Genomic DNA, 24,421 nt, shown 5'->3' on the forward strand with positions numbered 1-24,421 from the left:
CTTAAAGACGGAGTTGATATGATGAAATGGTCAGAAATTAGCATCCACACTACTCAGGAAGCGGTTGAACCAGTATCAAACATTTTGCATGAGGCAGGTGCAAGTGGAGTTGTGATAGAGGATGTGGATGACCTCTCTAAAGAGCGCCAATCCGTATTTGGTGAAATCTATCAGCTTAATCCTTCTGATTACCCTTCGGAAGGTGTTATCCTTAAAGCTTATATTCCTGTAAACAGCTTTTTAGGAGAGACCGTTGAGGAGATTAAGCAAGCGATTACTAATCTTGAGACATACGATATTGATATTGGTCCAAACACGATATCTATTAGTGAGGTAAACGAAGAAGAATGGGCTACAGCCTGGAAAAAGTATTACAAGCCTGTGAAAATTACCGAAAAAATTACGATAACTCCCACTTGGGAAGATTACAAGCCTGTTAACTCGGACGAATTAATTATTGAACTAGATCCAGGTATGGCATTTGGTACAGGAACACATCCTACGACTGTGATGAGTCTACAAGCGATAGAAAAGTATATCCAAAAAGACGATACAGTCATTGATGTGGGAACCGGTTCAGGTGTATTAAGCATTGCCTCAGCCTTATTGGGCGCTAAAAAAGTCGATGCCTATGATCTCGACGAAGTAGCAGTAAATAGTGCACAATTAAACGTTAAACTCAATAAAGTTCATGATAAGGTTGCAGTAGATCAAAATGATTTATTAAAAGGAATACAGGGACCTGTAGATTTAATTGCAGGAAATCTTCTTGCGGAGATCATCCTGTTGTTTGTCGAAGACGCATCTAGCGTGTTGAAGCCGGGTGGTTATTTTATTACATCTGGCATCATTCAAGGGAAGAAGCGTGAAGTAAAAGAGAAATTAGAACATCAAGGGTTTACAATAATAGAGGTTATAGAAATGGAAGATTGGGTGGCGATCGTTGCTCAAAATCAAAGAAAAGAATAGGAAGTGCTTTACATGCAAAGGTACTTTGTACCGTCTGTAAGCTGGGAAAATGACCGTGTTTACTTAAAAGATGAAGATGCAAAACACATTTCGAAAGTGATGAGAATGCAGGCCGGAGACAACATCATTTGCTGTGATAACAAGGGCCGAACATCTTTGTGTGAAATCATTGACCTAGGCGGAAACATGATTGAGGCACGGATTATCGAAGAGATGGAAACTACCTCTGAGATGCCTGTTCAGATTACCATTGCACAAGGTCTGCCAAAAGCAGATAAACTTGAATATATCGTTCAAAAAGGAACAGAACTCGGTGCGAAAGCTTTCTTTCCTTTCGCTGCCGAGCGCTCTGTTGTGAAATGGGACGATAAAAAAGCTGGAAAAAAGAAGGAACGGTTACAAAAAATCGCAAAAGAAGCCGCAGAACAATCACACAGAAGCATGATTCCAGAGATTTTGAATCCTGGATCTTTTCTTGATTTGCTAAATTATGCTCAACAGTTTAAGATAAAAATCGTTGCCTATGAAGAAGCAGCTAAACAAGCTGAATATAGCCGTTTTTCTAGTACCTTAAACAAGATTGAACACGGAGATTCTATTCTTTGTGTAATTGGTCCAGAAGGCGGCATCAGTGAAAAAGAAGCTGAACAACTCATGCATCATGGTTTTGAACTGTGTGGTTTAGGACCAAGGATATTACGAGCTGAAACAGCTCCATTATATATATTATCTGCAATTTCCTATCATTTTGAATTAAAGGGGTGATGATGATGCCATCCGTTGCTTTCCATACATTAGGCTGTAAAGTAAATCATTATGAAACAGAAGCGATTTGGCAGCTGTTTCAATCAGAAGGCTATGATAGAACTGAATTTGATAGTACAGCTGATGTTTATGTTATAAACACCTGTACTGTTACGAATACGGGAGATAAAAAAAGCAGACAAGTGATAAGACGAGCGATTCGTAAAAACCCGGACGCTGTTATTTGTGTTACAGGCTGTTATGCACAGACATCGCCTGCGGAAATCATGGCTATTCCTGGAGTAGATGTTGTCGTTGGAACACAAGATCGCTCCAAAATGCTTTCCTATATCGAACAATATCAAGAAGAACGCATGCCTATTAATGGCGTATCAAATATTATGAAGGCTCGTATTTATGAGGAATTAGATGTCCCTGCATTTACAGATCGAACTCGCGCATCTCTGAAAATACAAGAAGGGTGTAATAACTTCTGTACTTTCTGTATTATTCCTTGGGCAAGAGGACTTCTCAGATCAAGAAAACCAGATGATGTTCTTTCACAGGCACAGCAGTTGGTCGATTCAGGATACAAAGAGATCGTATTAACCGGAATTCATACAGCCGGTTATGGTGAAGATATGAAGGATTATTCGTTTGCTAAACTGCTATCTGATCTTGATAAGAACATTGAAGGTCTTAAACGTATCCGTATCTCTTCCATTGAAGCAAGCCAAATCAGTGATGAAGTTATCGAGGTAATGGGCAGATCGAATAAGATTGTACCTCACCTCCATATTCCTTTACAATCCGGTTCCAACACGGTACTCCAGCGCATGCGCAGAAAATATTCGATGGAAATGTTCGGTGAACGTTTGGACCGCTTAAAAGAAGTGCTGCCTGGATTGGCGATTACGTCAGATGTAATCGTTGGTTTTCCCGGCGAAACGGAAGAAGAATTTATGGAAACTTACCGGTTTATACAAGACCATAAATTTATGGAACTACACGTGTTTCCTTATTCAAAACGTACGGGCACACCTGCTGCAAAAATGGAGAATCAAGTACCTGAAGACGTGAAGAACGAACGTGTTCACAAATTAATCGCTCTATCTGACCAATTGGCAAAAGAATATGCCAGTGACTACGAAGATGCAGTGGTAGAAGTTATTCCCGAAGAAGAGTTCAAGGACGAGCCAGAAAAGAACTTATTTGTTGGCTACACCCCAAACTATTTAAAAGTTGTTTTTGAGGGAAATGAAAACATGATTGGGAAATTGGTGAAAGTGAAAATCACGGAAGCTGGGTATCCTTATAGTAAAGGTGTATTTGTTAAACAAGAAATGGACGAAATCCTGACGCAAGCTGTAAATAGCTAACATCCTGGAGTTCATACCAGGATGTTTTTGTAATGTAAACAAAGGAACTCGATTTATGTCGATTAATTTGGTATGATATTACGGTATTTAATTTTTAAGTAAAGAAAGGATTGTTTTTAAATGAGCGAATTAAATGTAGCACGAATGATTGATCATACTGCATTAAAAGCTGAAACATCAAAGAAAGAAATCTTGACTCTTTGTGAGGAAGCTAAAAAATATAATTTCTTTTCTGTGTGCGTAAATCCTACCTGGGTATATACAGCATTTGAACAGTTGAAAGGTTCAGACGTTGCAGTTTGTACCGTAATCGGATTTCCTTTAGGGGCAAACACACCTGAAGTAAAAGCGTTCGAAACGAAGAATGCTATTGAAAATGGTGCAACTGAAGTTGACATGGTTGTTAACATTGGTGCATTAAAAGATGGAAACTACGAATTGGTTGAACAAGATGTACGTGCAGTAGTTGAAGCTGCAAAAGGAAAAGCTTTAACAAAAGCAATTATTGAAACTTCTTTGTTAACAGATGAAGAAAAAGTAAAAGCGTGTGAGATTGCTGTAAAAGCAGGTATTGATTTCGTAAAAACTTCAACTGGTTTCTCTACTGGAGGAGCGACTGTGGAAGATATCAAATTAATGCGTGAAACAGTGGGGCCGAACATCGGTGTTAAAGCATCAGGAGCTGTAAGAGACCGTGAAACTGCGTTAGCTATGATTGATGCAGGCGCAACACGTATTGGAGCAAGTGCAGGTATAGCTATTGTAGAAGGCGGAACTTCAACATCTAGTTACTAAGCTGAGTCAAAAAAGCAATAATTTTTACTCTCCTAATCCAGCCTGTTCAATTTAAGTTGACCGCATAACAAGGATATATTATAATGGCAAAAGATATGTGACGCATCTTTATGTTTGTTGTAAGGGTGGTCTGGAGGGAGGGAAATACAAATGGCAGAAACACGTGTTCGTAAGAACGAATCCATTGATGATGCTCTTCGTCGTTTTAAAAGATCCGTTTCCAAAGATGGAACATTGGCTGAAGTTAAAAAGCGCAAGCATTATGAAAAGCCAAGCGTAAAGCGAAAGAAGAAGGCTGAGGCAGCAAGAAAGCGTAAGTTCTAAGAGAGGTGTAAGTTATGAGTCTTCTTGATGCATTGAATCAAGACATGAAGCAAGCGATGAAGAACAAAGACAAGCAAAAGCTTTCCGTTATTCGTATGTTAAAGGCATCTCTTCAAAATGAAGCCATCAAACATGGTCACGAATTAAGCGAGGAAGAAGAGCTCACTGTGCTTTCACGCGAGATGAAACAAAGAAAAGACTCCCTCCAAGAATTTGAAAAAGCAGGCCGCGATGATTTAGTCGCTGGTCTTCAGGAAGAAATTGCTGTACTTACACCATACTTGCCAAAGCAGCTTTCAGAAGAGGAGCTTCAGCAAATCGTTGCTCAAACGATTTCAGAAACGGGTTCATCTTCCAAAGCTGACATAGGAAAAGTTATGGGGGCTCTTATGCCTAAAGTTAAAGGGAAAGCCGATGGCGGACTCGTTAACCGTATTGTTCAGCAACAGTTATCATAATTGAAATTGACAAACGCTCTGTATTTATACAGAGCGTTTTCTTATTTAAATGAAACTTTTCCCACAAAATAACGTAAACTAGATATAGAAGGGGGGGTGTTTGTGAAAAAGGCCCGTTTACTGATTTATACACTATGTCTTTTATGGGGTGTTTATGGTCTGCTTTCTGCTCAACACGTGTTTTCAGCAGGCCAAGGAAAAACAGTAACTTTTATACCTGTGGAACATGAAGTTGAAAGAGGGCTTGAAGCTTTTTTAGAGAGAAGTATAAAAAAAGCTGAAGAGGATGGTACAGACCATATTGTTCTAGAGATATATACACCCGGAGGGCGCGTTGACGCAGCAATACATATAGCAAAAGTGATGAGGGAAACGGACATACCAATCACTGCGTACGTCGTCAAAAATGCTTTTTCAGCCGGAGCGTATATAGCTTTGAACGCAGATCAAATCGTGATGAAGCCTTCTACAACGATTGGTTCTGCAGCTGTTATCGATCAGCAAGGCAATACAGCTGGCCAAAAAGCAGAGTCCGCATGGAAGGCGGAAATGTTGGCAGCCGCGGAACTGAATGATCGGAATCTTTTATATGCTGAAGCAATGGTCGATCCTAACGTTGAAATTCCTGAGCTGAATGTGGGTAAAGGCGAATTACTTACGTTAACGGCCAGTGAAGCCTTGAAAGTCGGGTATGCAGAGAAGATTGCAGAAGATAGGCAAGAGCTTTTAGCCTTTCTGGATCTAGAAGATGCGAAAGTCCAGAATTCAGACCCTACATTCGCTGATAAAATAGCACGATTTGTTACCAATCCGGTCATCGTGCCGATCCTTCTCTCGTTAGGAAGTTTAGGACTTGTTCTGGAGCTTTATACACCAGGGTTTGGGATCGCAGGCTCGGTAGGTGTGGTCTCCTTATTTTTATTTTTCTATGGCCATATGATAGCAGGATTAGCTGGATGGGAAGCACTATTATTATTTGGAATAGGATTTGTGTTAATTATATTAGAGATATTTTTACCTGGTGGTATATTGGGTATTATTGGGGTGATCGCAATGTTAACGGGATTGATTCTTGCAGGAGGCTCTTTATCAGGAATTTTACTCGCAATTGCCATAGCGATCGTGGTTACGATCATAGGTTCTTACTTTTTTATCAGGTCATTTGGTTACAATGGTCCATTGAAACGATTGGTACTTTTCGATTCAACAAGTTCAGAAAAAGGTTATCTTTCTCATCATGAACGCATGGATCTAACCGGTCGAACAGGTGTAACAGTTACCCCATTACGGCCATCAGGGAGTGTAAAAATAGATGATGAATTTCTCGACGTGGTTACAGAGGGCTCATACATCGGAAAAGATGCAAAGGTAAAGATTGTGAAAGTAAGTGGAGGGCGAGTCGTAGTAAGACTAGCTGAAAATAATGATTGATAGGAGTGTTTTGTAATGTTGGAATTAGGTTCAATTGCAAGTATAGTGATCATCGGTCTTATCGTTATTGCGTTGGCGATATTATTTACGTTTGTGCCCGTTATGCTTTGGATATCAGCTTTAGCTGCAGGTGTAAGAGTGGGGATTTTTACACTTGTAGGAATGAGATTAAGAAGAGTTATTCCTAATCGCGTTGTAAATCCTTTAATTAAAGCCGTAAAAGCTGGATTAGGTCTTAGTACGAATCAGCTCGAAAGCCATTATTTAGCTGGTGGTAACGTGGACCGTGTGGTTAACGCTTTGATTGCTGCACATCGAGCAAACATTGAACTAAGCTTTGAGCGGGCAGCTGCAATAGATCTTGCTGGCCGTGATGTGCTGGAAGCGGTTCAAATGAGTGTAAACCCGAAAGTGATTGAAACACCTTTTATAGCGGGTGTAGCGTTGGATGGTATTGAAGTTAAAGCGAAAGCAAGGATTACTGTTCGTGCAAATATTGATAGACTTGTTGGGGGAGCGGGCGAAGAAACTATCATAGCCCGTGTCGGAGAGGGTATTGTCAGTACGATCGGATCTTCAGAAACACACAAGAAGGTGCTTGAAAATCCAGATTTAATATCACAAACCGTCCTCTCAAAAGGATTAGATGCAGGAACGGCTTTCGAGATTCTCTCCATAGATATTGCAGATATTGATATCGGTAAGAATATTGGTGCAGAGCTTCAAACTGATCAGGCGATGGCTGATAAAAATATTGCACAGGCTAAAGCTGAAGAAAGACGTGCGATGGCAGTAGCCAATGAACAAGAAATGAAAGCGAGAGTACAAGAAATGAGAGCGAAAGTAGTTGAAGCAGAAGCAGAAGTACCTTTGGCTCTTGCTGAAGCGCTCAGATCAGGAAACATGGGCTTTATGGATTATATGAACATGAAGAACATTATGGCAGATACGACAATGCGTGAATCCATCAGCAAATCGTCAAATCCTGAAAAAGATAATGAAGATAAAGGACGGAAAATGTAGGTATGAATATCATCGAAGCGATTATTGAACTTTTGATAGCTAACATCGCTTTTGTTATCATTATCGCTGGTGGTTTGTACAGTTTCTTTAAACGAATGAATGATACTAAGGAAACAAATAGACCTGCCCCTGTAAAGCGGGCGAATGAACAGCCCCAAAAAACGGTATCGCCTTTTGGTGTTCCTGCCCAAAGGAAAGCTGCTCCTGTTGGAGAATCGATTCTTTCAGCTTCTGAATCAACCGGCAGTGAGGATCGTATAAATCAGCGTCTTGAGATGGCTAAAAAGGCCAATCGTTATAAAGATAAAGAGAATATTATTCTCCAGTCCTTTAAAGTAAATCAGGAAGAATTGCAAAAAGCTGTAATCTGGTCAGAGATACTTTCGAAGCCTAAAGCGCTGCGAAATAGATCTTAACTGACAGAAAACAACGAAATAGTGTGATAGTTTGACCCCTTCGTTCATAAAAATGAGTGAGGGGGTTTTTTTATGGGAAAATGGCGGCAGCATGTAAGCAAGTGGATGATGCAGAATCTTGAGCTACCAGCGGATGTTGTAATGGATCTACCCCGGATTACGATGATTGGACAACTACACATTTATATAGAAAATCATAGGGGCGTTAAAGCATTTTCCAACGAGCAGCTCACACTTAAATTAAAGCAAGGAGCTCTCGTTATTAAAGGAAAAGAATTCGTTATTAAAACGATCCTTCCAGAAGAGATTTTATTAGAAGGCACGATCTCTTCTGTTGATTTCGAAAATGATTAACTTTGCATGGAATAGGAGGTCCAAATGAAAAGCAAATGGAATAATAATTTAAAAGGATATGTCAGAGTGGAAATTATTGGACAAGACTCAAGTTCGTTCATCAATGCGTGTATGGAATCAGGAATACAGATTTGGGATATTCAACCCTTGAGCAATGATCGAATACTTGTATCCGTTTCAATTGCAGATATCCGAAAAGCTAAAAGGATATTGAAAGAAAAGAAATTAAAAATAAGAATTAAAGAAAAAATCGGAACTCCTTTTCTATTAATGAGAATGTGGAAAAGAAACGGTTTTATCTTAGGCATGATCTCATTTATCTTCTTGCTGTTTTTATTATCTAATATGATTTGGAATATTAATGTGACTGGTGCAAATCCTAAGACCGAATACGAACTCAGAAAAGCAGCAGTAGAACTAGGTATAACGAAAGGGAAATTTATTTTTTTGCTGCCGAACGTAAGAGAGATTCAAAGAGAACTTACTGAAAAAATGAAGAACGTTACATGGATTGGAGTCACACAGCATGGTACTCAATATCGTTTTGAAGTTGTAGAAAAAGAAATACCTAAAGCAAAACCTATTTCTGGACCTAGACATCTTGTCGCAACAAAAGAAGCAGTTATTCATTCTTTATTTGTTGAAAAAGGACAACCCGTTATCACAATCAATGATTATGTACAAAAAGGCTCATTACTTGTGTCTGGGTATATCGGAAAAGAAAAAAAACCAGAACTTGTTAGTGCCAAAGGAAAAATATTAGGTGAGGTCTGGTATCAAACACAAGTGGAAGTGCCTTTAAATACTTCATTTCAGACCTATACCGGGAAGTGCAAAAACAGACATTATGTCACTTTATTTGGAATGAATCTTCCCATCTTTGGATTTTCAGATGGAGAATTTCAGGATAAAACGGAAACACTAAATGAAACACCTCTATATTTAGCCAAGTGGAAAATGCCCATTTCCTATCTAAAAAAAGAAATTCGAGAGACAGACGGTATTAAGCGATCTTATACAAAAACAGAAGCGATTGAAGTCGGAAAAGAGATGGCAAAGAAAGAACTGCTGAAAAAACTGCCTGAGGATGCAAAAATTAAAGGGGAAAAAGTTTGGCAACAAAACGTCTCGAATGGTAAAGTAAAATTAACGATGCTCTACCAAGTTATAGAAAATATTGCATCTGAACAACCTATACCTATCCAACAAGGAGAATGAGTAGTTTGTCAGAAACGAAAAGACTTAATTCATTACAACTCGAAAATACGACAGAGGCCGCTTCCTTATTCGGGCCGAACGATGCCTTTTTAAAGGTTATTGAAGATAAGCTCAACGTGAATATTGTTACTCGCGGAGAGGACATTTTAGTGTCCGGAGAACTAGCCAAAGCTGAAATGGTTGAAGAAACACTCTTTGTCTTGCTGAAATTGGTTCGTAAAGGGATTAAGATTTCAGAAAGAGATATTGTTTATGCTGTACAGCTTGCTGAAAAGAATATGCTGGATGAATTAAGTGAGCTTTATGAAGAAGATATTGCAGTTACCGCAAAAGGAAAACCGATTCGTGTTAAAACGCTAGGACAGCGACACTATGTCCAGTCCATGAGAAAGCGAGATCTTGTTTTTGGTATTGGTCCTGCCGGGACTGGCAAAACATATCTTGCGGTAGTTATGGCCGTAAATGCTCTTAAAGATGGCAAAATGAAAAAGATTGTTCTAACAAGACCTGCTGTTGAAGCGGGAGAAAGTCTAGGTTTTTTGCCAGGCGATCTAAAGGAAAAAGTAGACCCGTACTTAAGACCCCTCTATGATGCTCTTCATGACCTTTTAGGCGCGGAGCATACTGAGAGGCTCATTGAGCGGGGAACGATCGAAATAGCCCCTTTAGCTTATATGAGAGGCCGTACACTCGATGAAAGCTTTGTCATCCTAGATGAAGCCCAAAACACAACCCCTGAACAAATGAAAATGTTTTTAACCCGCCTTGGTTTTGGTTCGAAGATGGTCATTACGGGCGACCTGACCCAGATTGATTTGCCTCGTGGAAAAGAATCCGGATTAAAAGTGACCGAAAAAAGATTAGAAGGCGTAAATGGAATAGATTTTATTTATTTAAAACAATTAGATGTTGTAAGACATCCATTGGTTCAACGGATTATTGAAGCATATGAAACGTATGAAAAGTAAGGGCTCCTTTTTGAGGAGCTCTTTTTTACTTGATATAAGTACCATATTTGTCCAACTTTTGCTAAGATTAGTATAGGATTCACAGTTTAAGGAGTGGTAACGCTTGTCCAACTTCAGACATATCTTGACTAATTATTTTCGTTTAAGTGTAGCAACCGTATCGTTTGTAATAATGGGGATCATCTTATTTGCTATTTTAGTGAGCAATGTAACTCCTAATGTCGTCGATGTAAGCGTTTATGACCGGGCTCCGCGTGATATTCAGTCGCCCATTACTATACCGCTCGATGAACAGACTGAAGTAAGAAGAAAGTTAGCAGAAGAAAGTGTGAAAAATGAGTATACATTCAACAACGAAATAGCATTTGCTCAAGCTGAAGCAATGAAAATACTACTTAATACAATAAGTTCAATTAATGATTCTGAAGAGAAAAAGAAGGAAGACGAACCTCTGTTAACATACGAACAAAAGGAGGAGCAGCTGGAAGATTACATTGATATCTCTGAGATATCGGATGAATCATTTAATGCTTTGTTTCAGGCGAGTGAAAATGAGCTGAATAATGTGAGAAACCTAGCACCAGATGTCGTTAACAATGTTCTTGAAAAGCCTGTATTGGTTGAAGAAGTAGATGGAGCGAGAGATGAAGCAGTGAGACTGATCCGTGAAAATGGGAACTTATCTTATGCATTAAGAAGTGCTGCTGAAGAGATTACCCGCAGCTTTATCATTGCCAACAAGACTCTAGACACTGAAAAAACAAGGCAGAAACGTAAGGAAGCTAGCGATAAAGTAGAAGAGGTAGTGATAAGAGAAGGAGAGGTACTTGTTAAAAGCGGTGCAGTCATCACACCTGAAATTTATGATAGATTAAAAAAGGTAGGCCTGCTCGATCAGGAAATGAAAACCTATCCGTATTACGGCTTATTTATCTTTGTGGTGGTTGTTATGGCTGGCCTTTATTATTTTATGAAAGAAGAACGATCAAAAGAGCATTTTAGAAAATATGTAACGATTTATGCGCTTTTGTTTACGTTTACTCTTGTCGTCATGAAATTAGTTAGTATAAGTACTGAAATTGGATTGCCTAGCTTGATGTACCTAGTACCAGTTGCGGCAGGAGCCATGATGATCAAAATGCTGTTCAATGAAGAACTGGCTGTTGTTTCTTCCATTATTTTCGCTTTATGTGCAGCACTAATTTTTAATGAACAAACAACAGGTAATTTTAATTTTATTATGTGTTTGTATGTACTTTTTAATGGAGTGTCAGGAATTGTATTCTTAGGCAAGGCGCAGCAGAGATCAAAAATTCTGCAAGCCGGATTTTTCGTATCCTTTATAGCCATTCTAATAGTAGCTAGTGTGCTTTTGCTACAAAATGGAAAATTTACCACTTTACAAATTGGTTTTGATTTAGGTTGTGCAGCATTATCAGGCTTCATCTCGGCCGTTCTTACATTGGGGTTGCTGCCCGTTATTGAGTCGTCTTTTAATATTTTATCCGTTACCAAATTGATTGAATTATCCAATCCGAATCATCCGATACTGCGAAAAGTTTTAATGGAAGCTCCAGGTACTTATCACCACAGCATAATGGTAGCGAATCTTTCTGAGGCAGCTTGTGAATCGATTGGAGCTAACGGGCTTTTGGCGCGGGTTGGTTCATATTATCATGATGTCGGAAAAACGAAACGTCCACACTTTTTTATAGAGAATCAGATGAATATGGAAAATCCTCATGACAAGATTGCGCCTCAATTAAGCAAAACGATTATAACAGCACATCCTTACGATGGAGCAGATATGCTTCGCGCTGACAAAATACCGAAAGAAATCATTGACATTGCTGAACAGCATCATGGAACTACGCTATTAAAATTCTTTTACCATAAGGCCTCACAGTTAACAGATAAAGAAGTTTCTGAATCGGATTTTCGTTATCCTGGCCCGAAAGCTCAGACAAAGGAAGTTGCCATTATTGGAATTTCAGATGCAGTTGAAGCTGCCGTCAGATCATTATCAAAACCAACACCAATAAAGATTGATCAAATCATTCGAAAGATTATTAATGATAGGCTTGAAGATGGTCAATTCGATGAATGTGACATCACACTCAAAGAATTAGATACAGTTCGAAAAACATTAACACAAACATTGCAAGGGATATTCCATTCGCGAATCGAGTACCCTGAAGAAACCAAAAAGGTGGAGAAATCATGACCCTACATGTCGAGTATTTGAACGAAATTGATGAAAACAGCAACCAATTTGAACAGCTCCTAACAAATGTTCTACAAAAAGCAGCGGAGATGGAGGAGATAGGTCCTTCAGAAGTATCTGTTACAATTGTGTCAAAAGAAAGAATTCAAGAAATAAATAATGAATTTCGGCAAAAAGACAGTGTGACAGATGTAATCTCATTTGCTATGGAAGAAATGGGAGAAGATGAGACCGAAATCATCGGCGGCGAGGAAACGAGATTCCTTGGGGATATTATCATTTGTCTAGACGTTGCAAAGGAACAAGCTGCCGAATATGAGCACTCTATGGATCGGGAGATGGGGTTTCTTGCTGTTCATGGATTTCTACATTTGATTGGTTATGATCACATGAATGATGCAGATGAAAAAAAGATGTTTGGTCGGCAAGAAGAGATATTGGAGCAATACGGATTGAAGAGATGATAGCCTGGAAAAAATTATTTTCAAGTTTTATCTATGCTTTTGACGGAATTCGAAATACATTTTTAACCGAGCAAAATTTTAGAATCCATACCTTAATAAGTGTAATCGTTATTTTAACTGCGATTGCACTTGATTTTACAACATTAAGAATGATCATACTTTTCGTTGTAATCGGATTTGTACTCTCCTTAGAATTAATAAACACAGCGATTGAAAAATCAGTAGACCTTTACACTCTAGAACGTCATCCTTTAGCTAAGCAAGCAAAGGATGCAGCTGCAGGTGCAGTTTTGGTTTTTTCGATATTTGCTGTTATAATCGGTATACTGCTTTTTATTGGACCAATAATAAAGAGCATAAAGCATTAGAAAGTTAAGAAGGTGAAGGAATAATGAACAAAGAACAATTAATGGAACAAGCAAAATCAGCACGTGAAAAAGCATATGTTCCCTATTCAAAATTTCAAGTAGGAGCGGCATTACTTTCTGCAGATGGTAAGGTTTACAGCGGAGCGAACATTGAAAATGCTGCGTACAGCCTGACTTGCTGTGCAGAAAGAACCGCTTTATTCAAAGCATATACTGAAGGAGACACCAAATTTAGCGCTCTAGCGGTTGTAGCAGATACGAAACGTCCAGTTCCGCCTTGTGGTGCTTGCCGTCAAGTTATTTCAGAACTATGTCCGCCTGACATGCCGGTTTATTTAACTAACTTAAAAGGTGATGTGCAAGAACTTGTTGTCAAAGAACTATTACCAGGGGCTTTTTCACCGGAGGACCTAAATGACTAAAGAAGGCTTTAAATCCGGATTTGTTACGATTATCGGAAGGCCGAATGTAGGCAAATCTACTTTATTAAATCAGGTGATTGGTCAAAAAATAGCCATCATGAGTGATAAACCTCAAACGACTCGAAATAAAATCCAAGCGGTTTATACAACCGAAGACTCACAGGTTATTTTTATTGATACACCAGGTATTCACAAACCAAAACACAAGCTTGGGGATTTTATGACCCGTACGGCTCAGCAAACACTCAATGAGGTGGACTTGATCCTCTTTGTTATAAATGCAGAGGAAGGGTATGGGCGTGGCGATCAATTCATAATGGATAGACTTCAGCATGTTAATAACCCTGTTTTCTTAGTCGTAAATAAGATTGATAAAGTGCATCCTGATGATTTATTGCCTTTGATTGACATGTACCGCAAAAAAATAGATGTTGCAGAAGTTGTTCCGATTTCTGCTCTAAAAGGAAACAACGTAGATACGCTGTTGAATCAGATTGTTTCATACATGGAAGAAGGACCACAATTTTATCCTGAAGATCAAGTAACCGATCATCCTGAACGTTTTATTACAGCCGAATTGATCAGGGAAAAGGTCTTGCATTTGACACGTGAAGAAATTCCTCATTCCGTAGCTGTTGTTATAGAAGAGATGAAAGTACGTGAAGAAAAAAATGTCGTTTTTGTCAACGCAACGATTATTGTAGAACGTGCTTCACAAAAAGGAATCATTATTGGCAAGCAAGGGAAGATGCTAAAAGAAGTCGGTAAAAGAGCGCGGATGGATATTGAAACACTTCTTGGATCCAAAGTATTTTTAGAGCTTTATGTAAAAGTGCAAACCGATTGGAGAAACCGCCAGAAACAGCTTGCTGAATTTGGTTTTAACGAGGACGATTATTGATCTGAAAAAAATTGTTAAAATTTCCTTCACATGAAAACAACGTTTAAGGTGAACCTAGTTATATCAAGAGAGATAAACAAATAGAAAGGTGTGTCCATTAACATGAAAGAGTTTACATGGAAAGTATTCTGTGAAACGGGCAATATTGATACCTATTTGTTATACAAAGAGCTAGACCATGAAATAACAGCATTATCAGCAGTTATTCCTTACGAAGAGTCTCTTGAGGAACCTCCATTTCATTAAATAACTAAACTAGGTTGCCTTCTAACTTCAGGGTGGTGATTTACCTTGCTTTACAAAGTGGAAGGGATAGTCATAAAAACCGTTCCTTACGGTGAATCGAATACGATTCTGACTCTGTACACAAAGGAACTTGGCAAAATAGGCGTAATGGCAAGAGGAGCAAAGAAACCGAAAAGTCGCTTTACTTCCATTACGCAGCTGTTTACATACGGGATATTTGTTTTCCAAAGAAGCAGAGGATTAGGTACGCTTCAGCAAGGTGAAGCGCTTTCTTCATTCAGAAAAATACGGGAAGACTTGGTCAAAACCGCTTATGCTGCGTATTTGGCTGAGCTCCTTGACAGACATACGACTGAGAATGAGTTGAAACCTGATCTTTTTGGCTGGATAAAACAAGCGTTAGAATATATTAATCATGGAATTGATCCGGAAGTGATTACTTTTTTATTTGAACTTAAAATGATGAAGACTGCTGGAATTGTACCAGAATTGAGCAGATGTGTCTCATGTCAATCTACGGAAGGAACCTTTGCCTTTTCTATACGAGAAGGTGGTTTTCTTTGTGAAAGATGCGTATACAAGGATCCTTATCGGATTCATATTTCAAAAGGGGCAGCACGGCTGTTAAATATGTTCTACCATCTAGACCTCGCAAGGCTTGGTAACGTTTCTTTAAAAAAGGAAACGAAAAAAGAGTTGCGGATGGTGTTTGATGCCTACATGGATGAGTATTCTGGGGTTTATTTGAAATCAAGGAAGTTCATAAAACAATTAGATGATCTGACTTAAAAAACTGTAAAGTTCCCTTTGCAGTTTTTTTTCTTTCGCATAATTTGTTTAATAGGTTATAATAATGAAAAATCAGTATAACACATTGGAACGGTAAAGGTGGTGTACACAATCGAACTAAATAAAAGGCAGCAGAAGATAATTGAAATCGTAAAAGACAACGGACCAATAACAGGGGAACAGATTGCGGATCAGCTTGATTTAACAAGGGCTACGTTAAGACCTGACCTAGCTATCCTAACTATGGCAGGTTATTTGGATGCAAGGCCAAGAGTCGGTTATTTTTATACAGGTAAAACGGGTTCACAGTTGTTAACGGAGAAAATCAAAAAAATTAAAGTTGCGCAATTCACTTCAATGCCGGTTGTCGTTCAAGATTCCTCGACCGTTTATGAAGCCATATGTACGATGTTTTTAGAAGATGTAGGCACATTGTTCATTATCAACAAAAATGGACATCTTGCAGGTGTTGCCTCTCGAAAAGATTTGTTGCGTGCGAGTATGGGAAAACAAGATATGAATAGTATTCCGATTAACATCATTATGACAAGAATGCCGAATATTACCTATTGTTATAGAGATGACTTCCTTCTCGATATTGCTCATATACTTATAGATAAACAAATAGACGGACTGCCTGTAGTTAAAAAATCTCAAACAGACAATGGTCTTGAAGTAATCGGAAGAATAACGAAAACGAACCTAACAAAAGCGTTCGTTGAACTTGCGCATGACGAAATACTTTAATGAATGGGGAGGGTAACATGACAAGACGTCCGATCGTATATGTTGTTTCGGATTCAGTTGGCGAAACAGCAGAATTGGTGGTTAAAGCGGCAGCCAGCCAATTTAATTCAAACGGAATTGAAATAAAGAGAGTTCCCTATGTGGAAGATAAAGAAACGATTGATGAAGTAATCTCATTAGCAAAAGATCATAATGGGATTATTGCATACACTCTTGTAGTGCCAGAAATCAGTGAATATGTTGCTAAGGAAGCAGCGGCTAATGGTATACCTACTGTAGATATCATGGGTCCTATCATGAATCAGCTGCAATCAAGATTGAATCAAGTACCAAGATATGAACCAGGAGTTGTACATAAACTAGATGACGATTATTTCAGAAAAGTGGAAGCGATTGAATTTGCCGTTAAATATGATGATGGAAGAGACCCTAGAGGAATTTTAAAGGCTGACGTCGTATTAATCGGAGTTTCAAGAACATCCAAAACACCGCTTTCACAATATTTAGCACATAAGCGATTAAAGGTTGCAAACGTACCGATTGTTCCTGAAGTGGAACCACCTGAAGAGTTGTTCAAAGTTTCTCCAAATAAATGCTTTGGGTTGAAAATCAGTCCTGAAAAACTAAACGATATACGCCGTGAACGATTAAAAGCGTTAGGACTGGATTCAGAAGCAAATTATGCGAACATGGAGAGAATTAAACATGAACTTGTCTATTTTAATAAAATTGTTGATAAGATTGGTTGCAGAGTAGTTGAGGTCTCGAATAAAGCGGTAGAGGAATCAGCCAATGTCATTTACAATCTATTTCAAGGAAAATCGTACAAATAAGGCGCAAATGATTGCGCTTTTTTTATTTGGATCTTTTTACTGGTAAAATGGGCACATTTTTATTATAATAATACATTGTGATTAAAAAAATAAAGTTTGACCAAAATAGTGATACATTCACTATGCTTTTTTTAGACAAATGCTCTTAAATAAAGGAGAATCTTTGAAAAAGTAGAACATAAGAATATGGAAAAATTTATTGGAAATGTATTTGTAGATGCTGATGCTTGTCCTGTTCTAATAAAAGATGAGATCAATAAATGTTCTCAAGTTTATCTTTTTGAACCGATCTATGTAACTTCTTTTGCGCATGCGAGCAACACGGAACAGCCAGGTCGGTGGATTTTAGTAGATGCTAGACCTGAAGAAGTGGACATGTACATACATAATCATTCAAAGAAAAAGGATATTGTGGTGACACAAGATCATGCCCTAGCAAGCTTGCTTATACCAAAAGGGGTTTATGTTATAACCCCAAGAGGGAAACATTTTCAAGAGGATGAAATGGAAAGAGTACTTCATGAACGTTATCTTTCTGCTAAAGCAAGACGTTCAGGTATGCATTCGAAAGGACCTACTAAATTCACGAAGGAGGATGCCAAAAGGTTCCATACAGTTTTTTGTGAAATCCTGTCGAATGTTGAAGGAAATTAGAAATGGGGCACGAATATATATTTAGTGTCAAAAGAAACAGAGATTCTGTGGTGGTAATATGGAACGTATACCAGAAGATTTAATAGAAAAGGTTCGGTCATCAAACGATATAGTAGATGTTATAAGTGAGTATGTTCCGCTAAAAAAGCAAGGCAGAAACTACTTTGGATTATGTCCGTTCCATGGTGAAAAATCACCTTCTTTTTCAGTCTCACCCGAAAAGCAGATTTACCATTGCTTCGGCTGCGGTGCAGGCGGGAACGTTTTTTCTTTTTTGATGAATATTGAAGGATACTCTTTTATTGAAGCTGTTACACAATTAGGGAAAACCAGTAACATAGAACTGCCTCAAATTAATCAGCAAAATTACTCCGTAAAAAGTAATGATGAAAAAAGGGCAATGGCAGAAATTCATGAGTTATTGGCTAAATTGTATCACCATTGCTTACTCCATACAAAACAGGGTAGACCGGCATTGGATTATCTTGAAAACAGGGGTTTTACAAGAGATTCCATCGAAAGGTTTCAAATAGGTTTTGCACCAGATTCATGGGAAACAGCTTCACAATTTATCCAAAAGCGTGGATTAGATGTATCTCTTGCTGAAAAATCGGGCCTGATTGGAAGACGGCAGTCAGACGGAAAGCCATATGATCGGTTTCGAAACAGGATTATGTTTCCGATTTGGGACCGCACAGGTAATACTGTTGCCTTCGGGGGCAGGGTTTTGGACGGAGAAGACGATCCAAAATACCTAAACAGCCCAGAGTCGAAAATTTTTCAAAAAGGCAAGACGTTATATGGATTAAATCTATCACGTGCTGAAATCAGACAAAAACAGCATGCCGTCATTTTTGAAGGTTATGTAGACACCATCGCTGCATTCAGAGCTGGAGTTACAAATGGTGTTGCTACTTTAGGGACCTCTTTAACGGAAGATCATGCAAACATATTGAGAAGAAATGTTCAATCTGTCACAATCTGCTATGATTCTGATCCTGCTGGTGTAGAAGCTGCTTTTCGTGCCTCAGAAATATTAACAAAACAAGGCTGTACGGTGAAGATATCACAAATGCCAGATGGTATGGACCCTGATGACTATATTAGCAAGTTTGGAAGCGAATCCTTTCTTAGAGATATAATAGGGGCTAGTCTGACAGTAATGGCATTTAAAATACAATACTATAGACGCGGTAAAAACCTTCGAGATGAAGGAGAACGGATGATCTATATAGAAGAGATTATCAACGAGATAGCCCGTCTTCCAAAAGCGGTTGAAAGAGATCATTATCTCCGGCAGATCGCAACAGAATTTAATTTGTCATTAGATGCTTTAAAACAACAGCAATTACAGACTTTTAAACAACTGCAAAGGTCAAAGGATAACGACCCTAAAAAGCGGGATAATAATTTTAGAATACAAACACTTTTGCAGAAGTCATTATTGCCTAAGAATTTAAATGCAGAACGAAATGTTCTTGCCCATATGCTTAAAAGCGAAGAGTCTGCTTTTCTCATTCAAGAGAAGCTTGAAAACGGCTTTAATGTGGAAGAGCATAATGCAATTGCTGCTTACTTGTATGCCTTTTATGAAGAAGGAAATAAGCCCAATGTAGGGTTGTTCATGCAGCGGATTGATGATGACAAATTAAGAAAACTTGCATCAGAATTAGCAATGCTCACAATCAGTGAAGAAATGAATGAAGTTGAGCTTGCAGATTATATTCGAATTATTTCAAGCTATCCATTATTGCGTGAAATACAAGAAAAAGAGAAACAGCAAGAAAGCGCAATGAGAAGGAATGAAATAAAACTGGCAGCCCAAATCGCCCAGGAAATTATGAGAATGAAAAGATCTCTAAAATAATCGGGATTTAGTGTGGTTGAAGTTTTGGAAGGAGGGGATCGAATGGCTGAGAAACCAAACCGTCAAGGGACGGAAGGCGAATTAACCATCGATCAAGTTAAAGAACAGTTAGTTGAAGCCGGTAAAAAGCGAGGACGGCTAACATATACAGAGATCACAGGGAAACTGGCTCCATTTGAGCAAGATTCGGATCAAATGGATGAATTTTATCATTATCTTGAAGAGCAAGGTGTAGAAGTAGCTGAAGCCTCAGAAGATGCTGATGATGAAGAAGACCCGAAGTTCGAAATGGAAAAAGAAGAGGAAGAGTTTGATCTGAACGATTTAAGCGTACCTCCTGGAGTTAAGATCAATGATCCAGTTCGTATGTATCTAAAAGAAATCGGACGTGTGGATTTACTTTCTGCAGATGAAGAGATCGAACTTGCTAAAAGGATCGAGGACGGAGACGAAGAAGCAAAACGCCGTCTTGCTGAAGCAAACCTTCGTTTAGTTGTAAGTATTGCAAAACGCTATGTGGGTCGCGGAATGCTGTTCCTGGATCTTATCCAAGAAGGTAACATGGGACTAATTAAAGCAGTTGAGAAATTTGATTATGATAAAGGATTTAAGTTCAGTACGTATGCAACATGGTGGATTCGTCAAGCGATCACTCGTGCAATTGCTGACCAAGCTCGTACAATCCGTATCCCTGTTCATATGGTGGAAACAATTAATAAACTCATTCGTGTTCAGCGTCAGCTTCTTCAAGATTTAGGTCGAGAGCCTTCACCAGAAGAAATCGGAGCTGAGATGGAGCTTACCCCCGAAAAAGTAAGAGAAATCTTAAAAATCGCTCAAGAACCTGTATCTTTAGAAACGCCAATTGGTGAAGAAGATGACTCACATCTTGGTGATTTCATTGAAGACCAGGATGCTCTTGCACCATCCGAAGCTGCAGCATACGAATTATTAAAAGAACAGCTTGAAGATGTTCTTGACACTCTCACTGATCGAGAAGAAAACGTGCTCCGTTTACGTTTTGGACTTGATGATGGTCGTACACGTACACTTGAAGAAGTCGGTAAAGTATTCGGTGTAACGCGTGAACGTATTCGTCAGATAGAAGCTAAAGCGCTTCGCAAGCTTCGCCATCCAAGCAGAAGTAAACGATTAAAAGATTTTCTTGAATAAATAGCTTGCCCATAGAGGCAGGCTTTTTTATTTGGCCATATAATCAAAAGGTTTACTTTCATACATTTTACTTATTATTCCACTCTAATGCAAACAGGCGAAAAACGTCATTTCTTCTCTATATACCTCACGAATTCTTGATTTTCCTTAATAATTCTTCAAAAAAATGAATTTAAAATACTTTAAATCTTGTAAAAATTCAGCCTTTATATCTATAATAAAAGTGAAAGCGCATACAAGATAGAGGAAAAAATTTCAAAGGGTGGGATGCAACCATGAATTTTACATTAACAGAAGAACAATTGATGATTCAAAAGATGATGCGTGAATTCGCTGATGAAGTTGTTGCACCAGGTGCGGAAGCAAGAGATAAAAATAAGGAGTTTCCTGTTGAGATATTTGAAAAACTATCTAAGCTTGGAATGATGGGTCTTCCTTTTCCAGAAGAATATGGCGGAGGCGGTGCAGATACGATAAGTTTTGCGATCGCAGTGGAAGAATTAAGCCGTGCTTGTGGTTCGACAGGGATTACATACTCTGCTCATGTTTCTTTAGGCGGGGCTCCATTAAATCTCTTTGGGACTCATGAACAAAAAGAAAAGTATTTAACTCCAATTTGTACGGGAGACTCGTTTGGAGCATTTGGGTTAACTGAACCTAATGCGGGTTCAGATGCTGGAGGAACTGAAACGACAGCTTTTCTCGAAAATGGGGAATGGCTCATTAACGGCAGCAAGTGTTATATTACGAATGCAAGTTATGCTAAGCATTTAGCGTTAACCGCAATCACGAATAGAAATGGCAGCGATAAAGAGATTTCAGCAATCATTGTTCCTACAGATGCTCAAGGATTCCGAGTAATCGATAATTATGAGAAAATGGGTCTTCATTCTTCAAACACAACTGAATTATTTATGGAAGATGTGAAGGTACCAGAAGAAAATTTACTAGGCAAGCGTGGAGACGGCTTTAAACAGTTCCTAGTAACGCTCGATGGCGGCAGGATAGGTATCGGTGCGATGGCTGTAGGTATTGCTCAGGCTGCTTATGAGAGAGCCCTATCTTATGCGAAAGAACGCAAGCAATTTGGAAGATCAATTTCTAAGTTCCAAGCGATTCAATTTAAACTTGCAGATATGGCAATGAAAATCGAACTTGCCAGACTGATGGTATATAAAGCAGCTTGGTTAAAAGACCAGGGAAAAAAGTTTTCAAAAGAAGCTTCAATGGCAAAGTTATACGCATCAGAAGCGTGTATGCAGATTTGTTCTGAAAGCGTCCAAATTCATGGTGGAAACGGCTACATGAGGGATTATCATGTAGAGCGGTATTTTAGAGATGCTAAACTGCTTGAGATTGGGGAAGGTACATCTGAAATTCAGCGCATAGTGATTGCAAGAGAAATTGGCTGTTAATTTCATAAATTAATTGATGGGGTGAATTATGGCTGAGTTAATGAAGCTAACTGTTGGAGATTGTTTGAAGCAGCAGGCAAAGATAAACAAGGCTCAAGAAGCCATTGTGTACAGTAAACTTGGAATTCGCTACACCTATCATGAATTTTATGAATTAACAAGTAAGGTTGCCAAAGGCTTAATGGCAATGGGAATCCAAAAAGGGGACCACGTTGCTGTTTGGGCGACGAATGTACCAGAATGGCTTCTTCTGCAATTTGGTACTGCACGTGCGGGTGCAGTATTAGTAACGGTTAATACGAACTACCAGCGTGCCGAATTAGATTATTTGCTAAAGCAGTCAGATGCGAAAGCGTTATTTTTTATTGAACAGTTTCGTACTACTTCTTACAAAGAGATGGTTGATTCAGTTCAAGAACGAGTAGAAGAGTTTCCAATGCTAAAACATTTTGTTGAGATCGGTAGTGAAAGCTCTACATCATACCCAACATTTGAAGAAATGCTAGAAGCAGGAAATGCTATTACAGATGAAGAGCTACTGATACGAGAGAGATCCCTACATTATGACGATGTTATCAACATGCAATATACATCGGGTACGACAGGTTTTCCAAAAGGTGTTATGCTGACGCATTATAATATTGTGAATAATGCAAGACAGATCGCTGACAGTATGAATCTTACAAATGATGATCGATTGTGTATACCGGTACCTTTTTTCCACTGCTTTGGATGTGTTTTAGGGACATTAGCAGCTGTAACTGTGGGAGCAACAATGGTTCCTATTGTGCAGTTTGATCCAAAAGAAGTGCTCGAAACAGTCGAAAAGGAAAAATGTACAGGCTTACATGGCGTGCCTACAATGTTTATTGCTGAACTAAATCTCCCTGAATTCGATTCTTATCAATTAGATTCATTGCGAACAGGAATAATGGCAGGTTCTCCTTGTCCGATCGAAGTGATGAAAAAAGTGATTGAGAAAATGGGGATGACTGAGATTACAATCGCATACGGTCAAACCGAATCTTCTCCGGTGATTACCCAAACGAGAACCGACGATCCTATCGAACGTAGAGTAGAAACCGTTGGTAAAAAACATTCACAAGTTGAGGCGAAAGTGGTAGACCCTCTAACAAACAAAGAAGTTAAATCTGGTGAGCAAGGGGAACTATGCACAAGAGGATACCATGTTATGAAAGGCTATTATAAAATGCCTGAAGCGACGAAAGAAGCGATCGATCATGAAGGCTGGCTTCATACGGGTGATTTGGCAACTGTAGATGATGAGGGCTATTTCAGGATTACTGGACGTTTAAAGGATATGATTATTCGCGGTGGTGAAAATGTTTATCCGAGAGAAGTAGAAGAATTCCTTTATTCTCATCCTGCAATTTTGGATGTTCAAGTTATCGGCGTGCCTGATAAGAAATTCGGTGAGAAAGTAGCTGCATGTATCCAATTGAAAGAAGGACATTGTCTAACGGCTGATGAAGTAAAGAAGTATTGCAAAGGCAAGATTTCTCACTTTAAGATTCCTGAATACTATTTGTTTGTTAATGAATATCCGATGACCGCTTCAGGCAAAATTCAAAAATATAAACTGAAAGAACTAGCGTTAGAGGCTTTATCTGTTACTCATGAATAGCCACAAAATCGTGGCTATTTTTTTTATTGATGTTGTTAAACGTGATATCTTGTGACAAAACTGGTAAAAATATAGTTTGCCCTTCCCAAGTAAACGCTTTTAAAGTACAATAGGTTATGGATTGTTAACCAATACATAGTAGGTTTTTTAACACAACAACAAATGATGTGAACAGACGAAGGAGGAATATGAATGAAGCGTAATCCACTCATTCCTTTTGCAATTATAGGAGTTATTGGAATTGTTCTTATGCTCACAATGGGCGGTTATGGTATTAACGAAATCCATCAGGCTAGTCAAGATAAAGAAAAGGCAGCCATGGACCCACAAGCCATTTACAAACAAAATTGTTCTTCTTGTCACGGACAGAACCTTGAAGGTAATGTAGGTCCTGCATTAGACAAAATTGGCGGTACATACTCCAGCGAAGAGATTGCCGAGGTTATTAAGAACGGTAAAGGATCTGGAATGCCCGCAGGTCTAGTAAAGGGAGAAGAAGCAAAAATATTGGTTAACTGGCTCGCAGAAAAAAAATAAAATAGAAAAGAGCTTCTTGTTGATTCGAACAGGAAGCTTTTTTTCATGCAGAATGAC

Annotated in this window: 27 protein-coding genes; all 27 read left to right on the forward strand. The window is 38.7% G+C overall.

The genetic code is table 11. From position 1 onward, the window contains the following. The first annotated feature begins 21 nt into the window (after positions 1-21). The 27 genes from prmA (at position 22) to cccA (ending at position 24,364) form a co-directional block, all read left to right on the forward strand. The gene (gene prmA, locus KUV80_RS02120; RefSeq protein ID WP_222461035.1) at positions 22-969 is read left to right on the forward strand and encodes a 50S ribosomal protein L11 methyltransferase; all 948 of its coding nucleotides are present in this window, start codon (positions 22-24) and stop codon (positions 967-969) included. Positions 970-981: 12 nt separating this feature from the next. Continuing rightward, positions 982-1,734 (forward strand): 16S rRNA (uracil(1498)-N(3))-methyltransferase, encoded by a 753-nt coding sequence (locus KUV80_RS02125; RefSeq protein ID WP_222461036.1) that lies wholly within the window; start codon positions 982-984, stop codon positions 1,732-1,734. A 5-nt stretch (positions 1,735-1,739) separates the two neighbouring features. Continuing rightward, positions 1,740-3,092, forward strand: a complete 1,353-nt coding sequence (gene mtaB, locus KUV80_RS02130; protein ID WP_222461037.1) for a tRNA (N(6)-L-threonylcarbamoyladenosine(37)-C(2))-methylthiotransferase MtaB — start codon at positions 1,740-1,742, stop codon at positions 3,090-3,092. Positions 3,093-3,212: 120 nt separating this feature from the next. Beyond that, positions 3,213-3,887 (forward strand): deoxyribose-phosphate aldolase, encoded by a 675-nt coding sequence (gene deoC, locus KUV80_RS02135; RefSeq protein ID WP_222461038.1) that lies wholly within the window; start codon positions 3,213-3,215, stop codon positions 3,885-3,887. Between the two features lie 150 nt (positions 3,888-4,037). Further along, positions 4,038-4,211: a 30S ribosomal protein S21 gene (gene rpsU, locus KUV80_RS02140; protein ID WP_007202240.1), complete on the forward strand. Its 174-nt coding sequence runs from the start codon at positions 4,038-4,040 to the stop codon at positions 4,209-4,211. A 14-nt stretch (positions 4,212-4,225) separates the two neighbouring features. Beyond that, the gene (locus tag KUV80_RS02145) at positions 4,226-4,669 is read left to right on the forward strand and encodes a GatB/YqeY domain-containing protein (RefSeq protein ID WP_222461039.1); all 444 of its coding nucleotides are present in this window, start codon (positions 4,226-4,228) and stop codon (positions 4,667-4,669) included. 96 nt (positions 4,670-4,765) lie between these two features. Further along, the gene (locus KUV80_RS02150; RefSeq protein WP_222461040.1) at positions 4,766-6,100 is read left to right on the forward strand and encodes an NfeD family protein; all 1,335 of its coding nucleotides are present in this window, start codon (positions 4,766-4,768) and stop codon (positions 6,098-6,100) included. Between the two features lie 15 nt (positions 6,101-6,115). Next, positions 6,116-7,123, forward strand: coding sequence for a flotillin-like protein FloA (floA, locus tag KUV80_RS02155; RefSeq protein ID WP_222461041.1), 1,008 nt, complete (start codon positions 6,116-6,118; stop codon positions 7,121-7,123). A 2-nt stretch (positions 7,124-7,125) separates the two neighbouring features. After that, on the forward strand, positions 7,126-7,539 hold the full coding sequence (locus KUV80_RS02160) for a hypothetical protein (protein WP_222461042.1): 414 nt from the start codon (positions 7,126-7,128) through the stop codon (positions 7,537-7,539). 72 nt (positions 7,540-7,611) lie between these two features. Then, positions 7,612-7,893, forward strand: coding sequence for a sporulation protein YqfC (gene yqfC, locus KUV80_RS02165; RefSeq protein ID WP_222461043.1), 282 nt, complete (start codon positions 7,612-7,614; stop codon positions 7,891-7,893). Positions 7,894-7,917: 24 nt separating this feature from the next. Then, positions 7,918-9,111, forward strand: coding sequence for a sporulation protein YqfD (yqfD, locus tag KUV80_RS02170; RefSeq protein ID WP_222461044.1), 1,194 nt, complete (start codon positions 7,918-7,920; stop codon positions 9,109-9,111). A gap of 5 nt (positions 9,112-9,116) precedes the next feature. Then, positions 9,117-10,079 (forward strand): PhoH family protein, encoded by a 963-nt coding sequence (locus KUV80_RS02175; RefSeq protein WP_222461045.1) that lies wholly within the window; start codon positions 9,117-9,119, stop codon positions 10,077-10,079. A 103-nt stretch (positions 10,080-10,182) separates the two neighbouring features. After that, positions 10,183-12,303 carry an HD family phosphohydrolase gene (locus KUV80_RS02180; protein WP_222461046.1) on the forward strand — a complete coding sequence of 707 codons (2,121 nt, stop codon included), beginning with the start codon at positions 10,183-10,185 and terminating at the stop codon, positions 12,301-12,303. After that, positions 12,300-12,767 carry an rRNA maturation RNase YbeY gene (gene ybeY, locus KUV80_RS02185; RefSeq protein ID WP_222461047.1) on the forward strand — a complete coding sequence of 156 codons (468 nt, stop codon included), beginning with the start codon at positions 12,300-12,302 and terminating at the stop codon, positions 12,765-12,767. The genes KUV80_RS02180 and ybeY overlap by 4 nt, the downstream gene beginning before the upstream one ends. Next, complete coding sequence (locus tag KUV80_RS02190) at positions 12,764-13,135, forward strand: diacylglycerol kinase family protein (RefSeq protein WP_222461048.1); 372 nt, start codon at positions 12,764-12,766, stop codon at positions 13,133-13,135. Before ybeY ends, KUV80_RS02190 begins: the two co-directional genes overlap by 4 nt. Positions 13,136-13,158: 23 nt before the next feature. After that, positions 13,159-13,557 (forward strand): cytidine deaminase, encoded by a 399-nt coding sequence (locus tag KUV80_RS02195; protein WP_222461049.1) that lies wholly within the window; start codon positions 13,159-13,161, stop codon positions 13,555-13,557. Continuing rightward, on the forward strand, positions 13,550-14,458 hold the full coding sequence (era, locus tag KUV80_RS02200) for a GTPase Era (RefSeq protein WP_222461050.1): 909 nt from the start codon (positions 13,550-13,552) through the stop codon (positions 14,456-14,458). Before KUV80_RS02195 ends, era begins: the two co-directional genes overlap by 8 nt. Before the next feature lie 102 nt (positions 14,459-14,560). Further along, on the forward strand, positions 14,561-14,704 hold the full coding sequence (locus tag KUV80_RS02205; RefSeq protein ID WP_077359092.1) for a YqzL family protein: 144 nt from the start codon (positions 14,561-14,563) through the stop codon (positions 14,702-14,704). A 45-nt stretch (positions 14,705-14,749) separates the two neighbouring features. After that, positions 14,750-15,493 carry a DNA repair protein RecO gene (gene recO, locus KUV80_RS02210; RefSeq protein ID WP_222461051.1) on the forward strand — a complete coding sequence of 248 codons (744 nt, stop codon included), beginning with the start codon at positions 14,750-14,752 and terminating at the stop codon, positions 15,491-15,493. Between the two features lie 99 nt (positions 15,494-15,592). After that, positions 15,593-16,240 carry a helix-turn-helix transcriptional regulator gene (locus KUV80_RS02215; RefSeq protein ID WP_338083459.1) on the forward strand — a complete coding sequence of 216 codons (648 nt, stop codon included), beginning with the start codon at positions 15,593-15,595 and terminating at the stop codon, positions 16,238-16,240. Between the two features lie 17 nt (positions 16,241-16,257). After that, a complete protein-coding gene (locus KUV80_RS02220) occupies positions 16,258-17,073 on the forward strand; it encodes a pyruvate, water dikinase regulatory protein (RefSeq protein ID WP_222461052.1) in 816 nt (271 codons plus the stop codon). 186 nt (positions 17,074-17,259) lie between these two features. Beyond that, positions 17,260-17,727, forward strand: coding sequence for a YaiI/YqxD family protein (locus KUV80_RS02225; RefSeq protein WP_222461053.1), 468 nt, complete (start codon positions 17,260-17,262; stop codon positions 17,725-17,727). A gap of 58 nt (positions 17,728-17,785) precedes the next feature. Beyond that, positions 17,786-19,594, forward strand: coding sequence for a DNA primase (gene dnaG, locus KUV80_RS02230; RefSeq protein ID WP_222461054.1), 1,809 nt, complete (start codon positions 17,786-17,788; stop codon positions 19,592-19,594). Between the two features lie 42 nt (positions 19,595-19,636). Then, the gene (gene rpoD, locus KUV80_RS02235) at positions 19,637-20,767 is read left to right on the forward strand and encodes an RNA polymerase sigma factor RpoD (RefSeq protein WP_222461055.1); all 1,131 of its coding nucleotides are present in this window, start codon (positions 19,637-19,639) and stop codon (positions 20,765-20,767) included. 275 nt (positions 20,768-21,042) lie between these two features. Further along, positions 21,043-22,182, forward strand: a complete 1,140-nt coding sequence (locus KUV80_RS02240) for an acyl-CoA dehydrogenase family protein (RefSeq protein WP_222461056.1) — start codon at positions 21,043-21,045, stop codon at positions 22,180-22,182. Positions 22,183-22,210: 28 nt separating this feature from the next. Beyond that, positions 22,211-23,827, forward strand: coding sequence for an AMP-binding protein (locus KUV80_RS02245; protein WP_222461057.1), 1,617 nt, complete (start codon positions 22,211-22,213; stop codon positions 23,825-23,827). 192 nt (positions 23,828-24,019) lie between these two features. Continuing rightward, the gene (gene cccA, locus KUV80_RS02250) at positions 24,020-24,364 is read left to right on the forward strand and encodes a cytochrome c550 (protein WP_222461058.1); all 345 of its coding nucleotides are present in this window, start codon (positions 24,020-24,022) and stop codon (positions 24,362-24,364) included. The last annotated feature ends 57 nt before the right edge of the window (positions 24,365-24,421 follow it).

Origin of the sequence: Fictibacillus nanhaiensis, from assembly GCF_019801215.1 — a bacterium.
In the GTDB taxonomy this organism is placed as follows: Bacteria; Bacillota; Bacilli; order Bacillales; family Fictibacillaceae; genus Fictibacillus; species Fictibacillus nanhaiensis_C.

Coding starts and splice junctions, on each gene's coding strand:
- KUV80_RS02145 (WP_222461039.1), top strand. CDS start 4,226: ATGAGTCTTCTTGATGCATTGAATCAAGACATGAAGCAAGCGATGAAG.
- ybeY (WP_222461047.1), top strand. CDS start 12,300: ATGACCCTACATGTCGAGTATTTGAACGAAATTGATGAAAACAGCAAC.
- KUV80_RS02220 (WP_222461052.1), top strand. CDS start 16,258: ATGACAAGACGTCCGATCGTATATGTTGTTTCGGATTCAGTTGGCGAA.
- KUV80_RS02125 (WP_222461036.1), top strand. CDS start 982: ATGCAAAGGTACTTTGTACCGTCTGTAAGCTGGGAAAATGACCGTGTT.
- yqfC (WP_222461043.1), top strand. CDS start 7,612: ATGGGAAAATGGCGGCAGCATGTAAGCAAGTGGATGATGCAGAATCTT.
- KUV80_RS02225 (WP_222461053.1), top strand. CDS start 17,260: ATGGAAAAATTTATTGGAAATGTATTTGTAGATGCTGATGCTTGTCCT.
- prmA (WP_222461035.1), top strand. CDS start 22: ATGAAATGGTCAGAAATTAGCATCCACACTACTCAGGAAGCGGTTGAA.
- deoC (WP_222461038.1), top strand. CDS start 3,213: ATGAGCGAATTAAATGTAGCACGAATGATTGATCATACTGCATTAAAA.
- KUV80_RS02160 (WP_222461042.1), top strand. CDS start 7,126: ATGAATATCATCGAAGCGATTATTGAACTTTTGATAGCTAACATCGCT.
- floA (WP_222461041.1), top strand. CDS start 6,116: ATGTTGGAATTAGGTTCAATTGCAAGTATAGTGATCATCGGTCTTATC.
- KUV80_RS02190 (WP_222461048.1), top strand. CDS start 12,764: ATGATAGCCTGGAAAAAATTATTTTCAAGTTTTATCTATGCTTTTGAC.
- KUV80_RS02205 (WP_077359092.1), top strand. CDS start 14,561: ATGAAAGAGTTTACATGGAAAGTATTCTGTGAAACGGGCAATATTGAT.
- cccA (WP_222461058.1), top strand. CDS start 24,020: ATGAAGCGTAATCCACTCATTCCTTTTGCAATTATAGGAGTTATTGGA.
- rpoD (WP_222461055.1), top strand. CDS start 19,637: ATGGCTGAGAAACCAAACCGTCAAGGGACGGAAGGCGAATTAACCATC.
- era (WP_222461050.1), top strand. CDS start 13,550: ATGACTAAAGAAGGCTTTAAATCCGGATTTGTTACGATTATCGGAAGG.
- KUV80_RS02195 (WP_222461049.1), top strand. CDS start 13,159: ATGAACAAAGAACAATTAATGGAACAAGCAAAATCAGCACGTGAAAAA.
- dnaG (WP_222461054.1), top strand. CDS start 17,786: ATGGAACGTATACCAGAAGATTTAATAGAAAAGGTTCGGTCATCAAAC.
- KUV80_RS02240 (WP_222461056.1), top strand. CDS start 21,043: ATGAATTTTACATTAACAGAAGAACAATTGATGATTCAAAAGATGATG.
- rpsU (WP_007202240.1), top strand. CDS start 4,038: ATGGCAGAAACACGTGTTCGTAAGAACGAATCCATTGATGATGCTCTT.
- mtaB (WP_222461037.1), top strand. CDS start 1,740: ATGCCATCCGTTGCTTTCCATACATTAGGCTGTAAAGTAAATCATTAT.
- KUV80_RS02245 (WP_222461057.1), top strand. CDS start 22,211: ATGGCTGAGTTAATGAAGCTAACTGTTGGAGATTGTTTGAAGCAGCAG.
- yqfD (WP_222461044.1), top strand. CDS start 7,918: ATGAAAAGCAAATGGAATAATAATTTAAAAGGATATGTCAGAGTGGAA.